12 protein-coding genes and 1 pseudogene are annotated in these 15,536 nt (G+C 69.3%); 5 read left to right on the top strand and 8 right to left on the bottom strand.

Features of this window, described 5'->3' with window-relative positions; genetic code table 11:
- Positions 1-320, top strand: a pseudogene (locus tag ACIQCZ_RS35510) (recombinase family protein); the annotation flags it as partial.
- Between the two features lie 196 nt (positions 321-516).
- Here ACIQCZ_RS35510 and ACIQCZ_RS35515 read toward each other — a convergent pair.
- The 3 genes from ACIQCZ_RS35515 to ACIQCZ_RS35525 form a co-directional block, all read right to left on the bottom strand.
- A complete protein-coding gene (locus tag ACIQCZ_RS35515) occupies positions 517-1,194 on the bottom strand; it encodes a DUF6585 family protein (RefSeq protein ID WP_402288945.1) in 678 nt (225 codons plus the stop codon).
- A gap of 394 nt (positions 1,195-1,588) precedes the next feature.
- Complete coding sequence (locus tag ACIQCZ_RS35520; RefSeq protein WP_402288947.1) at positions 1,589-2,191, bottom strand: GrpB family protein; 603 nt, start codon at positions 2,189-2,191, stop codon at positions 1,589-1,591.
- Between the two features lie 1,133 nt (positions 2,192-3,324).
- Entirely contained in the window at positions 3,325-4,674 is a 1,350-nt protein-coding gene (locus ACIQCZ_RS35525; RefSeq protein ID WP_402288950.1) for a tetratricopeptide repeat protein, read from the bottom strand.
- A 211-nt stretch (positions 4,675-4,885) separates the two neighbouring features.
- Between ACIQCZ_RS35525 and ACIQCZ_RS35530 the strand changes: the two genes are divergently transcribed.
- The 3 genes from ACIQCZ_RS35530 to ACIQCZ_RS35540 all read left to right on the top strand — a co-directional run bounded on the left by ACIQCZ_RS35530 (position 4,886) and on the right by ACIQCZ_RS35540 (position 7,675).
- Positions 4,886-5,080: a hypothetical protein gene (locus ACIQCZ_RS35530; protein ID WP_402288952.1), complete on the top strand. Its 195-nt coding sequence runs from the start codon at positions 4,886-4,888 to the stop codon at positions 5,078-5,080.
- 137 nt (positions 5,081-5,217) lie between these two features.
- Complete coding sequence (locus ACIQCZ_RS35535) at positions 5,218-5,886, top strand: macro domain-containing protein (RefSeq protein ID WP_402288954.1); 669 nt, start codon at positions 5,218-5,220, stop codon at positions 5,884-5,886.
- Positions 5,887-6,010: 124 nt separating this feature from the next.
- Positions 6,011-7,675: an ADP-ribosyltransferase domain-containing protein gene (locus tag ACIQCZ_RS35540; RefSeq protein WP_402288957.1), complete on the top strand. Its 1,665-nt coding sequence runs from the start codon at positions 6,011-6,013 to the stop codon at positions 7,673-7,675.
- Positions 7,676-7,804: 129 nt separating this feature from the next.
- On the opposite strand, the gene ACIQCZ_RS35545 is transcribed toward ACIQCZ_RS35540, so the two are convergent.
- Together ACIQCZ_RS35545 and ACIQCZ_RS35550 are read right to left on the bottom strand one after the other, a co-directional pair.
- The gene (locus ACIQCZ_RS35545; protein WP_402288959.1) at positions 7,805-7,981 is read right to left on the bottom strand and encodes a helix-turn-helix domain-containing protein; all 177 of its coding nucleotides are present in this window, start codon (positions 7,979-7,981) and stop codon (positions 7,805-7,807) included.
- A 325-nt stretch (positions 7,982-8,306) separates the two neighbouring features.
- Positions 8,307-9,410: a serine hydrolase domain-containing protein gene (locus ACIQCZ_RS35550; RefSeq protein ID WP_402288962.1), complete on the bottom strand. Its 1,104-nt coding sequence runs from the start codon at positions 9,408-9,410 to the stop codon at positions 8,307-8,309.
- A gap of 666 nt (positions 9,411-10,076) precedes the next feature.
- Here ACIQCZ_RS35550 and ACIQCZ_RS35555 point away from each other — a divergent pair.
- Entirely contained in the window at positions 10,077-12,509 is a 2,433-nt protein-coding gene (locus ACIQCZ_RS35555) for a lamin tail domain-containing protein (RefSeq protein ID WP_402288964.1), read from the top strand.
- A 61-nt stretch (positions 12,510-12,570) separates the two neighbouring features.
- Here the strand turns inward: ACIQCZ_RS35555 and ACIQCZ_RS35560 are convergent, their stop codons facing one another.
- The 3 genes from ACIQCZ_RS35560 to ACIQCZ_RS35570 are packed head-to-tail and all read right to left on the bottom strand — an operon-like array spanning position 12,571 to position 15,472.
- Entirely contained in the window at positions 12,571-12,861 is a 291-nt protein-coding gene (locus ACIQCZ_RS35560; protein WP_402288967.1) for a hypothetical protein, read from the bottom strand.
- Entirely contained in the window at positions 12,858-14,078 is a 1,221-nt protein-coding gene (locus ACIQCZ_RS35565) for an FAD-dependent monooxygenase (protein WP_402288970.1), read from the bottom strand. The genes ACIQCZ_RS35560 and ACIQCZ_RS35565 overlap by 4 nt, the downstream gene beginning before the upstream one ends.
- Positions 14,075-15,472 (bottom strand): MFS transporter, encoded by a 1,398-nt coding sequence (locus tag ACIQCZ_RS35570; protein ID WP_402288973.1) that lies wholly within the window; start codon positions 15,470-15,472, stop codon positions 14,075-14,077. The genes ACIQCZ_RS35565 and ACIQCZ_RS35570 overlap by 4 nt, the downstream gene beginning before the upstream one ends.
- Positions 15,473-15,536 lie beyond the last annotated feature (64 nt).

Consider the following 15,536-nt stretch of genomic DNA (forward strand, 5'->3'; position numbering starts at 1 on the left):
TCCTGCCCGAGTACACGGCCGCCGACCCGGGCGCCCCGGCCCCGGAACTGCCGGTCGCCCTCGACATGCCGGGCAAGGTCGCCGACTTCCTCCGCGCCGCCGAGCTGGAGCCCGCCGAGCGCGTCACGCTCGACCAGGGCGTGACCGTACGGCGCGGACAGGGCTACACCCTGCGCGTCACCGCCGTACCCGCGGTCCACCGCCAACTCCTCGACCGCTGCCAGCCCCTCGACGACACCGCGGCGATCCCGGCACAGCGCAAGGCCCGCCGCGAGTACGAGAACCGCGTCAACGCTCTCGGGACTCACAACGGGAGCTGAAAAGACCCACCAAGATCAAGAACTGGCAGCTTTTGGGCGTACCTCGGCGCTACCCCATTCCCACGCCTCGGATGCTGCCGAGGCCCACAGAGGGACCAGCCGGCCCCCACAGACACCGCCGCCTGGCAGCAGACGGAGCCCGACACCGCCGCTTCGTGCCGCTGCCGGACTCCCGGACTTCGGCAGCGGCAGGCACTCAGCCTTTCAGTTCGTGGCACAGGTTGAGGAAGAGATCGGCGTTGGGAATGTCCGCGAGAGGCCTGGACCCGACCGCGAGGCGTTTGTCGTGGCCGTCGAACGAAACGCGGCCGTCGTAGGTTCGCACCTCGCCGATCCCCGACCAGGCCACGCTGCGCTTGCCGTCCCGCAGGCCGTGGCGGTCGGCTGTGAAAGGCCCGAAGCCCATCGCCTCACCGCGCGCGATGCGGCTGAGGACCCCGGGCAACTGCGCCCGGGTGATGCCGCGCAGCAAGTAGTCCCCCCAGTCGCCCGGATACAGGAACGGCGCGCCGTGTACCACCTCGGTGATCCCCAACTGCTCCTTCTGCCGCTGGAGGAAGCCCCGGCTGCCCGGACCGATGTTCAGCGCGTGACCGCTCGGGGCGATCAGGGTGTAACGAGCGTTTACCAGGGCGCCGTTGACCCGCCGGTAGTAGCGCAGTGCCCGCGTCGTGGGCCAGTCGTAGGCAGCCTCGAAGCCGTCGAAGCTGCTCACCACCAGGCCCCCGGTGTGGACGTAGAGCCGCCAACCCCGCCACTTGCGGTACATCCACCCCTGCTTCGAGGCGAACGTCTGGACCCAGTCGCCCAGTCCTCGTTGCCCGGCCAGGGCGGCGGCAGACGCGCTCGGCCGCTCGGAGAAGATCTCGTCCATATGATGCCCCCGTGTTTCGCTTCCGGATCACGGTAGCCGCAACCGGTAGCCAGGGCGGTACTTGCCGGAGATCTCGGCGGACCCACGCCGACGCCCCGTCCCGGTCCCATACGGTCCGAGAACGTTCGGCTTCGCGGACGCGTTGCTGTGTTGGGACGGCTCCGGTGGGCCTGACACCGGTGGCGGAGCACCGGCGCGGGCACGGCGCAGCGTCCCGGCAGCACGAGACTGCGATCAGCCGCCATACGGCGGGCGTGGCCGTGCCGTCGGGGTGTTCGAGTACGGCGAAGGAGGCCGGGCGGTGCGATCACGTTTCCGGGCACGGACGCCGTGCGGGCGGTGAAGAACAGCCGGAAGTCGCGGTCGTGCAGCAGGCCGAGCTCGTCCTGGCGCGTCAGTCGTCATCGGCCATGGCTCGTTCGATGATGCCCGCGACCACTTCGGACTTGGCGTCGGCGTAGTTCTGCATGTACTCCCACGATTGCCGGGCCAGGGCGCGCTTGGTGTCGGCGTACAGCTCACGGTCTCCGCTGTGGCGGCGCAGCCGGTCGCGGAAGCGCAGCATGCGTCTGTTCTCGGGGCACCCGGTGGACAGGACGTGGAGGTTGACGGAGTCGGCGCTGGGGTCGATGTCGTACCGGCGCAGGACACGGTGCTCGTACCACTCGGGTTCGCGGATGGCGAGCTCGTAGCCCAGGGCTTCGAGGGCGGGCACATAGGACACCTCGTCCCCGGAGTCGGGAACGATCAGGAGCATGTCGATGATCGGCTTGGCGGGGAGGCCTGGTACGGAGGTGGAGCCGACGTGCTCGATCCGGTGGTCCAGGTGGCCCAGGCGCTCCTTCATGCGGACGGCCTCCCGCTCGAAGGCCGCGGACCATTGCGGGTCGTGCTCGCGCAGGGTGATCTGGCTGTTGAGTTTGGGGGCCGCGCCCAAGTTGGCTGCCTCGATCTCCTCGGCGGTCATGGCGACGCGCGGGATCTCCTGTTCGGGCATGGATGGGCTCCTGCTCTCTGGCACGGTGGTCAAGGGGTACTTGTCATCAGATCAACTCCAGTAGACCAAAGGCTTGTTAGCTTCCGCTCAGCCGATGAAAACGGCCATGGCGACTCGCGGGCCGATGTGGAGGACGAGACCGTGTGCAGCATCGCGGAGCTGAACATGAGCAGGTCCCCGGCGTTCGGGTGGAGGGTGAGCGCGGGGGCTCGATCGTTGCGGTGTCCAGCCCCTCCACGGCGAGGAGGGGCTCCGCCTCCTCCTCGTCCGGCTCGCGCCAGGCCATCGTCTACTACCAGGTACCGCCACTGACGTCGATCTTCGCAGATCGGTCTGCCGGTGGAGTCGGTAGACCGATTGCGGAAGTTCTCCAGGGCACGCGGGGTACGTGACGAAGCCCTTCCCTCTCGCGGAGGGAAGGGCTTCGTGAGCGAGCGCTGGGCAGGCCTTGCACCTGCATTTCCCCGCAGGAAGCGGGGTGTCTTTCCTTGGACCACCAACGCAGCGTCGGTCGCCGTGAGTTACGGCTGACTTCCAAGATCAAATTTAGCACATGTGGCCGTCGACCGGCCCCGGCGATCGCGGAGGCCGGTCGAGCGGCAGACCAGGGCGATGCGCGAGCTCGGCCGACCTGCACCGAAGTGGCTGCCCAGGTGGAAACCCTCCAGGCCCAGCAGGAACCGAGTGCGCTTTTCGAGCAGTCTTGAGGCCGGCGTGCGCGCCGCGCTCGCCTGCAAACGCCGTTTCGGGCACGGCGTCTTACCAGGACCTGCCGCCCGCCGCCCTCGCTCGGCCTGCACGTCATCACCGCCCAGCAGTGGCGCCGATCGCCACCGACCGGAGTGCTTACGGGCCTGGTGCACGATGGCGAGCGGGCTCCCGACGTCATGCGGCTTGCCTCCGTCGTCGTCGGCCGACGACGCTCCGCGTCGCCCCCCTCCTCCGCCTCGGACCCGAAGCCGCATGACACCGCTCGCCGATCCACTCCCAGCCGTGCACCAGGCCGTTACCTCGAAGCCCGCCGGACCGGAACACCCGGCTGATCAACGACGGCGCAGGTCAACCCCGGGCAACCGGCGCAGCGCTCTCCAGGTGACAAAACACCACCCAGCGGGCCCGAACCGGGCAGGGCCTCAGAACGGGGGATCGTCGTGCCAGGTGCCGTGCGACAGCTCGGGCGGCCGGGAGGTGCGTCGCTGGAGGACGGCCAGGGCGTCCTCGACGCGGCCGAGGTCGATGAGGTAGCCGGCCAGGTCATGGCTGTTCGCGGAGGCGTGCTGTTCGAGGACGGTAACGGCCTCCTCGGTACGTCCGGCGCCGGCGAGCAGTTCGGCGATGTGCGGCGCCGCGTACGAGGTGGCGCCCTCGGGATGGGAGCGGGCCTGTGCGATCGCTTCGTCGACGCCGTCGCGGGCGGCGATCAGCGGCAGCCGTATCCAGTACAGGTCCCACTCCTCCTCGCCCCCGCGCGCGGCGGCGAGGGCGTCGAGGTGCGCCAGGCCGACCTCGGGGCGGCCCTGGTCGAGACACAGGTCGGACAGAGCATGGAGGACCCAGTCGTCCCCCTTGCGGGCGTCGGCCTGAACGCGCATCACGTCGATCGCTTCGTTCCCCCGGCCGTGCCGGGCCAGGAGCCACGCGAGCTGCACCGTCATGCTGACCCGGCGAAGGGACGAGTCGCCGGTCTGCCGGTACACGGCGATCGCGCCCTCCGCGTCACCGCGTTCCTCCAGCAGTTCCGCGAGGCGCTGCCCGGCGTACCCCAGCTCCTCGGTCGCCGCACAGGCACGCAATTCCCCGGTCCGGCCGTGCCGGGCCAGCAGATCGGCCAGCTGGTCTTGGCCGTTGACCGAGATGGCGTCCCGGGTGCGCAGCAGGACAATCGCCTCGTCAATACGGCCTTGGCGCTCGTGGATCGTGGCGAGCAGCCCGATCGCCGTGCCGCGATCGAGGCCTCGGCAGCACCACGGGAAGTCGGAACACCGGTGCTCGGCCCGGGCGGCGAGCAGCGCGGCGGCTTCCCCGTCGCCGTCGGCAGCGGCCGCCACGTCGACCAGCGCCACTGCGAGGGAAAGCTCGCCGATGTGCGGGCGCAGCAAGGTGAACGCCTCCTCGCTGCGGCCGTGCCGGGCGAGCAGGCGCGTGTAGAACTCCAGCGCCATCGGGTGTCCGGCCTCCATGCGGACCCGGGTGATCTCGATCGCCTCGTCGACCCGCTCCCAGCCCTCCAGCAGCTCGGCCGCGGCTACGACGGCCGTCCACCAGCCGGTTACCAGGTACGGGGCGAGCACCTCCAATGCGTCGCCCTGCCGGCCCTGCTCACCCAGCAACCGCGCCCACGCCAGCGCGCAGAACCACTCCCCGCGCCCGGCCTGCAGCTCCACCACGTCGACGTGGCCGCGTTCGAGCAGCCGTGAGACCAGCTCCGGCGGGATGCAGCCGGACCGCGCCCGGGCCCGGTAATCAAGATCAGCAGCGTCCACGGCCACGCACCATAGCGCTCGCCGCTGACACCTTGCCGAATCGACCACTTCGTCCCCCTCGAAGAAGCCTGGCGCTCCGGGGCCTCGGAGTGGGCGACGCCCGAGCGGCGCGCCTTCGCGAACGACCAGGTCCACTCGCAGCTCGTCGCAGTGTCGGCCGGCAGCGACGAAAGGCGGCGAGCGCCGCCCACCGGTTGGTGCTGCGCCCGCAGTGGTCCTCGTTCCGTGGCGCCAGAAGCTGGCGAACCGGGTCCACCTGACGGCGACGGACACGGACCTGGAGATCGGAACCGGACCGGAGGCGACCGGCCCCAGCCTCTCCCTGCTGCTCGCCGTGTCGGGGCGCCGGGCGGCACTGGACGACCTCTCCGGGCCGAGTGTCGCCACGCTGAAGGCGGGTTCCTGACCGCTCGTCATCGGCTCCCTCTCCTCCCCTCGCCCGCTCCCTGCTCCCTTGCTCGAACAACCCTGTCGAACGGCGCTGTCAGTGGCGCGCGGTAGCTTCGGGATTGTTCGGGATCACGGGGTGAGAGGGGTGAATTCGTGGGTGTCAGGCATGCGTTGAGCGTCGTCCTGGTCGACGTCAACGACGAGGTGGTGACGGCTTGGCGGTCCGCGTTCGCGGACACGCCGGAGGTCGAGATCAGGCGGGGTTCCCTTCTCGATGTGGACGCCGACGCCTGGGTCTCTCCCACCAACGAGCGTGGCCGGATGGACGGTGGGGTCGACGCCGTCGTCAAGCGGTACCTCGGTGCGGGCATCCAGGTGCGGGTACAGCGGGCGATCCGCGACCGGTTCGGCGGACGGCTGCCGGTGGGCAGCGCGGTGTGCGTCCCGTCCGGGGCGGACATACCCCGGTACCTGATCTCGACGCCCACCATGCGCCAGTCGTCGCAGAACGTCAGCCACACGATGAACGTGGCCCTGGCCTGCGCAGCCGCCTTCCAGGCGGTGCATCTGCAGAACCGGGCGAAGCCGGGCAGCATCCGGTCGGTGGCCCTCGTCGGAATGGGCGCGCAGACCGGGCGGGTGCCCGCGAAGGTGTGCGCCAACCTGATGTGGACGGGCTACACCCTCTTCCACGACCACGGTTTCGCGGACTACGACGAGTTGCGGGCCGCCGTACTGGGGCAGCTCGACGACATCGAGGGAGCGGGGTCCGCACGGCGGGTCCGGATCAACGTGCCGCAGCGGCCTTCCTTTCGTCACTGACCCGAAGACCTCGCAGGCCGGTGCCGCCCAGGGCGCGGACACCGGCGACGACCCTGCCGCATCTGTTCAGCATGCCGGGGCGCCCGCGGAGGCGCCCGGTTCGAGTGCCGGGAGTTCCACCCTCGTGAGTGATGTCGACGTGACGGCCGCGGGCGATGCCGGTTCCCCGGCCGCGGATCCGCTGGGACTGGCCGACCTGTTCACCGGTGGCGGCGAGCCATGGCTGCCGCTGCTCGGGCCGGTGATCGAGGCGCAGCCGGGAGCCGCCGACTTCATCGGCCCGAAACGCAGCCCGGAGGTCGTTCCGGTGCGCGAGCTGACGTTCCAGGCGTTGAAGCCGCATCCGCCGGAGAAGTGGAAGGTGGTCGTCTTCGGACAGAACCCCTATCCGCGGGCGGAGAGCGCGACCGGCATCGCGATGTTCGACAACACCTTCAACGACTGGAAGGACAGCCAGTTCGGCCGGGTCGTCAGCATCCGCTGCCTCATCAAGGCAGCCGCGATGTGGAAGTACGGCATCGTCAAGAAGACCCCGATCGCCGACGTCCGCGCCCTGCTGAAGAAGGAGGACACGGTTCAGCCGCCCGAGTGGTTCCAGGCGATGCTCACCCAGGGCGTGCTGCTGCTGAACGCGTCCCTCACGGCGAGCGCGGACGGGGCGATGGCGACCGATCGGCACACATCGTTCTGGCGCCCTGTGGCGGAGCAGATCGTCGAGGAGATCCTCCGGGCGAAGCAGGACACGGCGGAGGAGGACGACAGGGGGGTGGTGTTCGCCTGGTGGGGCGTGCACGCCCGGAGTCTGAAGAGGGTCGTCCAGCGGCTGGAGAAGAAGTACCCGGGGGTGCAGGTCCGTCACCTGGACCACGCCAATCCGGCCGCGCAGGGGGATCTGTTCTGCGAGGGCGACCACTTCGCCCAGGTGAACGACGCCCTGGCGGCGGTGGGGGCCGAGCCGGTCGACTGGCTGCCGCGGAAGGGCTGGGACCAGGGGACGGGCGGGGCCGGTGGGCCGGAGGACGGTGATGTCGCGCAGCGGATGGGGGCGTTCATCGCGTCCACGATGGAATTGCATCAGCTGTACCTGGAGCGGCTCACCAGCGTCAAGGACGAGGGCCTCGTCCTGCCGCCCGTCACCGGGGTGTTCGACACGCCGCTGATGGACTTCCGCAAGGCCGTCGAGCCGGTCTCGCGGGTGCTCGCGCACCTGGATCGGCACATCGATCTGTCGAGCCGTTTCGGGGAGACGAAGGCCGCGGAAGCGGCGTCCGCGGGCGCGCTGCCCGGGGAGGCCGTGAGTACCTTGTCGGCCGACGCGATCTCGGCCCTCTACCTGTACACGTGCGAGTCGGGCTTCTACCGCGAGATCAACGCCGTGCTGCGCTCGTCGGACCGCGAGCGCGTGGTGCCGTACCTGCCGTACCTGAGGTTGCTGTTCTCGGCGATGGAGGCGTTGCCGGCGCAGACGCGGCCGCTGTGGCGTGGTGTGGCGCTGGATCTGCGGTCCCAGTACCCGCTGGGGCGGACGGTGACGTGGTGGGGCGTGTCGTCGTGCACGTCCGAGGTGGGTGTGGCCCGTGCGTTCCTCGGCGGGCGTGGCCGGCGGACGCTGTTCGAGGTGACGCCCGCGCGGGCGGTGGGGATCCGGCGGTTCTCCGCGTTCACGGGTGAGGAGGAGTACATCCTCGCGCCGGGGACGCAGCTGAAGGTGACGGAGGTGAAGGCCGAGCGTGGGGGTCTGTGCACGGTGCGGCTGACCGAGCTGGAGGGGGCCGGCCTGGTGTCATGACGCCCCAAGCCGGGCATACGAGGCCCCGTGCCGGGCCTGAGCCGTGTCGTGGAAGAGGACTGGAAAAGCCGTAGTGCGCTCCTACCAGTTGCACGCCGCTCTCGGTGGGCAACTGGCAGGCCGGCTCGGTCACCTGAGCCCGCTGCAGGAGCGTGAAGGCGCTCGGCGTCCTGAGCGGCCGCGGTCTGCCAACCCGGCCAGCCGCTGCTCGGCGAACCGGCCCCGCCACATTCGCACGGTGTCCAGGCGCACCCCGACCTGCCGGGCGATGCGCGTGTTGGCCCGGCCGCGTGCGGCTGGCAGCACGATCTGCGCGCACCCGCGCCCGGTACTCGCTTCGGTGGCCCCCGGCCACCTTCTTCAACCGGTGCTCGGCAGCGGTCACGGAGAGCGAGCGGGCAGTGGTAACGGGCGTGGCAGACAGGCCGATCATGAGAAGTGGATCAAGACAGTGCCAGGCTGCCGTATCCCCGATGGCCATGGCGAACCGTCCATCCACCGGACACGGCATCCGGACAGGGCAGGATGGCCGCCATGCCCACACCCCTGAATCCACCAAGATCCCACTGGCCCAGAGGCTGACCGGTCGTGCCCGCACCGCCCGGCAGCAGCCGGGCCCGACCGGAGAGTCTCAGCTGGTGGCGACCTTCGCGACCAGCTCACTGATCTGGTCGACCGCGGCGGAAGGACCCGGGAAGAACCGATTCTTGGTCAGCGCGAAGGAAATACCGGTCGCGGTGTCGGCATACGCCGCACTGCCTCCCATGCCGGGCATGCCGAAAGTGCTCAGCGTCTCCTGCGGGTTGGCTCCGGGCCGGCCGAGGTTGTAGCCCAGCGCGCGCGGCATCGGGAATCCGACCATCTGGTCGACATCGGCCGTGGCCAGGGCCGTGACCTCTCGCAGCCGCTCGTCCGAGACCAGCCGGACGCCGTCCACCTCACCGAGCAGCGCGGCGTACATCTTGGCCGCCGCGCGGGCGGACATCGTGCCACCCGAGGGAATGTCCGAGGTGAGCACCACGGGGTCGTTGCCGTACTTGGCGCTGGGGGTCACGGCGGGCGGCGTGGCCTTGAGCAGCGGCATGTCGGCGGGCATCGCTGCCATCATCGCGGCGGTACCGGGCGCCTCCTCGAGTCGGGCGAGCCGGCCGAGCTCGGACTCAGGGACGCCGAAGAACAGCTCGTCGGCGATGCCCAGCGGAGCCGCCACCTCCTGCCTGAGTACCTGCGAGATCGGCTTTCCGGTGGCCCGGCGCACGATTTCGCCCATCACGAAGCCCCAGGTCATCGCGTGATAGCCGGTCTTGGTCCCGGGCTCCCACCAGGGCTCGGAATCGGCGATCAGGGCACACATCCTGTCCCAATCAGCAAGGTCCTGCACCGTGAGGTCGGACGGCACTGCGGGGACGCCGATGGAGTGGGTCAGAGCGTGGCGGATGGTCGCCCTGCTCTTGCCGTGGGCACCGAACTCGGGCCAGAGCTCCACGATCGGCGTGTCGTAGTCAAGGGCACCGCGGTCTGCGAGGACGTGCACCACCGTCGCAGTCACACCCTTGCCGGTGGAGGCGCTGTAGAACGGGATGTCCGAGGCGACCGTACGGCCGCTGTCCGGATCGGCGACACCCGCCACCGCGTCCACCACCAGCTCACCGTGCTGGTACACCGCGACCTGGACACCCAGCTCGGCGCCCGACTCCACCAGCTGGTCAATGACCTGTTGCACAAGCTTCTGCATGATGCTCCCTCTCGATTTCTGGCTGCGGCGCTCGGGGCACCGTTCACCCGGGAGTCGGTACCAGCGGTGAGATCTTGACATCTGCACAGCACTACTCGGCGCTGCCCGACCACCAGCTGGCCAAGCCCGGGACGGTCCGGGACGAGTACCCGAACGAATGGGCGCATGCGCCGCCCATTCGCGGCCCGCACCGGCCCACCCGGCCGTCTCCACCGCATGGCGGACCCGGCGGCGTCAGCATTGGCCGGGCGCTTCAATCCGGTCGCCGGGCGGCCACCCGTCCCGGGAGGCCATGACGATTTCGTCACGGCGTGGTCCGTAGCCGATGACCTGCCCAGGGCGGAGCTGCGGCCGTGGGCCGGTGCCGGATTCGCAACGGCTTCCCTCCATATGAGCGTGAGGGCGCCCCGCCCAACTCCATCGGCCACCTGTCAGCGGCAACACGCTTGCGCACCCGCCGCAATTCGCCCGGACGTCATGATCCGACAATGAGGTAAATTCCGGCGAACAGTCCGGAAACGCTTGGCTTTTCACGTATGAGACGGCTTGTTGTGTGCGTATCTACGCGCGTATCTTGAGCCGACTTCCGGTGCTCCTCCCTCAGAGCCCGTGCATCACGAATCCATACCTGACGTCCGCAAGCACGTCCGCAAGAAAGAGCTCACCGTGCCGCCTTTCATACCCCCGGCCCTGCGCGGCCGACGTGCCAAGGCCATTGCCATTGCCCTGCCCATCGGTCTCGCCGGGTCGCTCGTCGCGCTGCCGTTCACTGCGCAGGCGACCGCGTCCTCGGACGCCGTCATCTCCGAGGTCTTCGGCGGCGGCGGGAACGCCGGTGCCAGTCTCACCAATGACTTCATCGAGCTCGGCAACGCCGGCGACGCTCCCTTCGACCTCACCGGCTGGTCGGTCCAGTACTTGAGCGGCTCGCCCACCGCCACCTCCAAGTGGCAGGTCACCGAGATCAAGGGAGCCATCCCGGCCGGTGGCAACTACCTTGTGGAGGAGGCCAAGGGCGCCGGCGGCGACACCGCGCTGCCCACCCCCGACGCGGTCGGCACCATCGGCATGTCGGCGAGCAGCGGCACCGTCGCGCTCGTCCACTCCACCACTCCGCTGACCTGCCTCACTGCCGCCGACTGCGCCGCGGACAGCAGCATCAAGGACCTGGTCGGCTTCGGCACCGCCGCCGTACGGGAGACCTCGCCCGCCACCGGCGCCGACAACACGCACTCGGTGAGCCGCGATGCCGTCTTCACCGACACGGACAACAACTCCGTCGACCTCTCCGGCTCCACGCCGAGCCCGCGCAACAGCGCCGGTACGGGCGGCGACGGCGGCGGGGACCCGTCCCCCACCCCCTCGCCCACCGACACCACCCCCGGTGACGTACGCATCCACGACATCCAGGGCGCCACGCGGCTCTCCCCGTACGCGGGCAAGAACGTCACCAACGTCCCCGGCGTGGTCACCGCGGTCCGGGCCACCGGTACTTCGCGCGGCTTCTGGATCCAGGACACGAAGCCGGACAGCGACCCGGCCACCAGCGAGGGTGTCTTCGTCTTCACCGGCTCTTCCACCCCGCAGGTCAAGGTGGGCGACTCGGTACTGGTCTCCGCCAAGGTCACCGAGTACTACCCGGGCGGCAAAGCCTCCGGCTCGCAGTCCGTCACCGAGCTGAGCGGCCCGACGACCACCGTCCTGTCCTCCGGCAACGAGGTGCCCGAGCCCGAGGCGATCGACGCCAGGACGCTGCCCGAGGCCTACGCGCCGAACGCGGGCGGCGGCAGCATCGAGCCCCTCGATCTGGAGCCGTCCAAGTACGCCCTGGACTGGTTCGAGTCCCGCGAGGGCATGCTGGTGCAGGTCAAGGACACCCGGGTGGTGGGTGCCACCAACAAGTACAACGAGACCTGGATCACCACCAAGCCCGAGCAGAACCCGACCCCCAGCGGCGGCACCGTTCTCACCGGCTACGACGACCTGAACTCCGGCCGCCTGCTGGTCGGTTCGCTGACCGCCGACCAGCTCAAGGCCAACGTCGGTGACACTCTCACGGGTACGACGACCGGCCCGCTGGACTACGCCAACTTCGGCGGCTACAACCTCCAGGCCACCACCCTCGGCAAGGTCAGGTCCGGCGGCCTCAAGCCGGACGTGGCGAAGCCCGGCAAGGCCAACGAGCTCTCCATCGCCACGTACAACGTGGAGAACCTTGCCCCGCAGAACCCGCAGAGCAAGTTCGACCAGCTGGCCCAGGGCATCGTCAAGAACCTCGCCACCCCGGACGTCGTGAGCCTGGAGGAGATCCAGGACAACAACGGCGCCACGGACGACGGCACGGTCGCCGCCGATCAGACGCTCGCCAAGTTCACCGACGCCATCAAGAAGGCCGGCGGCCCGGCGTACGAGTGGCGCTCCATCGACCCGGAGAACAAGACCGACGGCGGCGAGCCCGGCGGAAACATCCGTAACGTGTTCCTCTTCAACCCGAAGCGCGTCAGCTTCGTGGACCGTCCGGGCGGCGACGCCACCACCCCCGTCAAGGTCGTCGACAGCGGCAAGAAGGGGATCACCCTGTCGGCCTCTCCCGGCCGTATCAACCCGACGTCCGATGCCTGGAAGAGCAGCCGCAAGCCGCTGGTCGGCGAGTTCACGTTCCAGGGCCAGCAGGTCTTCATCATCGGCAACCACTTCAACTCCAAGGGCGGCGACCAGCCGACCCACGGCGTCTTCCAGCCGCCGACGCTGGGCTCCGAGACGCAGCGCCTGTCCCAGGCCAAGGAGGTCAACACCTTCGTCTCCAGCCTGCTCGCCAAGGACAAGAACGCCAAGGCCGTCGTTCTCGGTGACATGAACGACTACCAGTACTCCACGCCGCTCACCACGCTCACCCGCGGCGGTGTCCTCACCGACCTGATCAACAAGCTGCCGGTGGGCGAGCGGTACAGCTACGTCTACGACGGCAACTCGCAGACGCTGGACCACATCCTCGTCACCCCGGGGATCCACAACCCCGGATACGAGCTGGTCCACGTCAACGCGGAGTTCTCCGACCAGACGAGCGACCACGACCCGCAGGTCGTTCGCATCAAGTAACGCGGAGATCCCAGTGATCCGTGGCGTGCACGCGTTCGACGCGTGCACGCCACACGTGCGTTCAGGCCGCTCGGATCGCCTTGCCCGGGTCGAGGATGACGTGCGGGCCGAAGACGGACTTCGGCCGCCGCTGCGGAGCGAGGCTGTCCGGGACGCGGTCCTTGAGCTGTCCGTGAATGCCTGCCGCTCGTATGAGGGGACCTGTCCAGGTGCGGGGGAGTGGGCGGAGCCGGCATCGGCGGTGGGCTGTGCTGTCGTGGATCTCGACGGTGGCCGCTGTTGCGTTGATGTCGATGCCGCGGATAGGCGCGAGCCGGCTGATGTCTGCCCCGGTGACCGCGTGGATGGTCACGTCGTGGGCATGAATTCGGGCAGGGTGAGGGCCGAGTGGGCCGGTCGTCCTTCCGCGGAGGGCATGGCGCCGAGGTTGCGCAGCATGGCGTTGCGCTGCTCCAGGGCCCGGGCGGTGGTCGGGAAGAGTGCGGCGTCGCCCTCGCCGACCAGCTCCTGGTTCAGGGTCACAAACTCACGGGTGTTGCGTTCGTAGGCAGCGAAGCCCGCGGTGTGGTCCCGGTCGGCCAGGGAACCGGCGAGCATGTACGCGCCGACGAGCGCGAGGCTGGAGCCCTGTCCGGTAAGGAACGAGGGCGAGTACGCGGCGTCGCCCACCAGCGCGACCCTGCCGCTGGACCAGCGGGGCATGCGAATCTGGCTGACCCCGTCGAAGAACAGGTCATCAGCGTCGCGCATGGCGGCAAGCATGCCCGGGACCTCCCATTCCGCGTCCGCGAAGACCGTGGCGACCAGGTCCCGTTGGGCCTCCGGGTTCCGGAACGCGTCGAACGGCGGTTCCGGGTGGGCGAAGTTCAGGAAGGCGTGCACTTCGTCGTTGTCCTCCACGGCGTAGAGTGCTGCGGCTCTGCCCGGGGTGTTCCACATCATGAGCTCGTGGGAGAGCCCGAGGGTGTTGCGCATGGTGAACCCGGCGAAGCAGTAGCCGAGGTATCGGTGGAACTGCGCTTCGGGGCCGAACAGGAACTCGCGGGTAGGTGAGTGCAGACCGTCCGCACCGAACACCATGTCGAACGTACGCCTGCGGCCCCCGCGGAAGGCGACGTCGACCCCGTGGCCGGACTGGTCGAGGGTTTCGATGGAGTCGTTGAACAAGAACTCCACGTCGTCACGGACCGCCGCGTGGAGAGCGTCGGTCAGATCTCCGCGCCGTACCTCGATGTCCCGTCCGGCGACGCCGCCGGTGACAGTGTGCGGGGCGACCGAGGCCACCTCGCTGCCGTCCCTGCCGAGGAAGGTCAGCCGGCGCAGGTCGATGTGCGCGTCCTTCAGTCGAGGCAGGATTCCCATCCTCCGGACGACCTCGAGTGCGGTGCCGCGTACGTCGATGGGGTAACCACCCCCACGAAGTGCGCCCGCTTTCTCGACCACCGTGACCGCGAATCCGTAGCGGTTCAGCCAGAACGCGAGGGCGGGCCCCGCGATGCTGGCCCCGGATATCAGGACCTTGCGCCTCGGCGGGGTGCGGACACCTTTCAACGGATCAATGCGGGTCATTCCTTGGTTCCTTCGCTCATGGTGCGGGTGACGAGGAGGGACAGCGCCGTGACGGCGCCGGCTATGACGAAGCCGGTGACGAAGGCCGATTCGGCTGGGACATCGGACCCGGTAGGGGTACCGGCGGTGAGGATCGCACCACTGACCTGCACACCCACGGCGTAGCCGACCACGCGAGTCACCAGGACGAGGCTGGTGGCGACGCCGGTGTCACCTTGATCGACGGATGTGGCGGTGCTGGTCACCAACGCAGTGACGCACAGGCCGTTCGCAAGCGCGATCAGCATCTTGCCGATGACGAGATGCCAGGCCTCGGTGTGCACGACTGCCAGGGCGATCAGGGCGGCGGCCATGATGACGATCCCGGCGGTGACCACGGCACGCGAGCCGAAACGACGCGCCCCGATCCCACCGATCGGCCCGGCCAGCGACGCGGCCACGGCGCCGGGCAGCAGGAAGAAGCCGATCTCGGTGGCGCCGGCCCCGAATCCGTATTCGTCGGCGGACACCGCGAACAGTTGCGGGACGAGATGGACCGCCACCGAGGTGCCGAAGCAGATCACGAACGTCAGCACGCACGACTTCCACACCGCGGGCCGTGCCAGCATGCGCAGATCGACCATCGGCGAGGCCGCACGACGCTCAACGGCTGTCCATCCGATCACGAAGGCGGCCAGAACCACCATGAGGGCGCCGAGCACGAGTGGCTGCGAGCCGATGTCGGGTGCGAGCGCGAGCGCGAGCATGAGCGTGGCCAGCGTCCCGCTCAGGAGAACGAGGCCCGGCCAGTCGACCCCGGCGCCGTCCGACCGGCTCGGCGGATCATGCGGCATCAGCCTGTTCACCAGGATGGTGGCCCCGATGACCGCGATCGTCGGCAGCGCGAACATCCAGTGTCGGGACAGCTCTTCGGCCACGGGCCCGGCCGACAGCGTTCCGGCCATCCCGCCCCCTACGAACAGTCCGCTGACCACCCCGATGGCCACCTTCGACTCTCCCGCGGGGAGGTGTTCGCGCACCAGGATGAACGACAGGGGCAGCGCGCCCACCATCGCACCCTGCAGTACCTGACCGAGCAGCAGCACCGGCAGGTTCGGCGCCAGGGCCGACACCAGACCACCGGCGCAGACCACCGCCATCAGCCGGATCAGGATTCGTTTTCCGCCGTAGCGGTCGCCTAACTTGCCCGCGACCGGTGTGACGAGCGCGCCGGTGATGAGGAGCATGATGCTGAGTAACGCCCCTTCGGCGGGACTCATGTCCAGCTCGCGTTGCAGGAGCGGGAGCGTCGGCGTCACCACCGACTCCAAGGCACCGGTGGCGACCGCCAGCATGCCGAGGGCCCCGACAGCGGCCTTACCGATACGGGCCGGGGAAACCAGAGTTGCGGTCATGGACATCCTTTCCGTCATTGCCGGGCCCGGCGCGGACACAGCGGTCCTCTCCCCGGGCCCCGAA

The organism is Streptomyces sp. NPDC093149 (assembly GCF_044754145.1).
Classification (GTDB): Bacteria; Actinomycetota; Actinomycetes; order Streptomycetales; family Streptomycetaceae; genus Streptomyces.

Excerpts from the sequence above, each read along its gene's own strand:
- ACIQCZ_RS35515 (WP_402288945.1), bottom strand. The coding sequence starts at position 1,194 with ATGGACGAGATCTTCTCCGAGCGGCCGAGCGCGTCTGCCGCCGCCCTG.
- ACIQCZ_RS35520 (WP_402288947.1), bottom strand. The coding sequence starts at position 2,191 with ATGCCCGAACAGGAGATCCCGCGCGTCGCCATGACCGCCGAGGAGATC.
- ACIQCZ_RS35550 (WP_402288962.1), bottom strand. The coding sequence starts at position 9,410 with ATGCAGAAGCTTGTGCAACAGGTCATTGACCAGCTGGTGGAGTCGGGC.
- ACIQCZ_RS35565 (WP_402288970.1), bottom strand. The coding sequence starts at position 14,078 with ATGACCCGCATTGATCCGTTGAAAGGTGTCCGCACCCCGCCGAGGCGC.
- ACIQCZ_RS35570 (WP_402288973.1), bottom strand. The coding sequence starts at position 15,472 with ATGACCGCAACTCTGGTTTCCCCGGCCCGTATCGGTAAGGCCGCTGTC.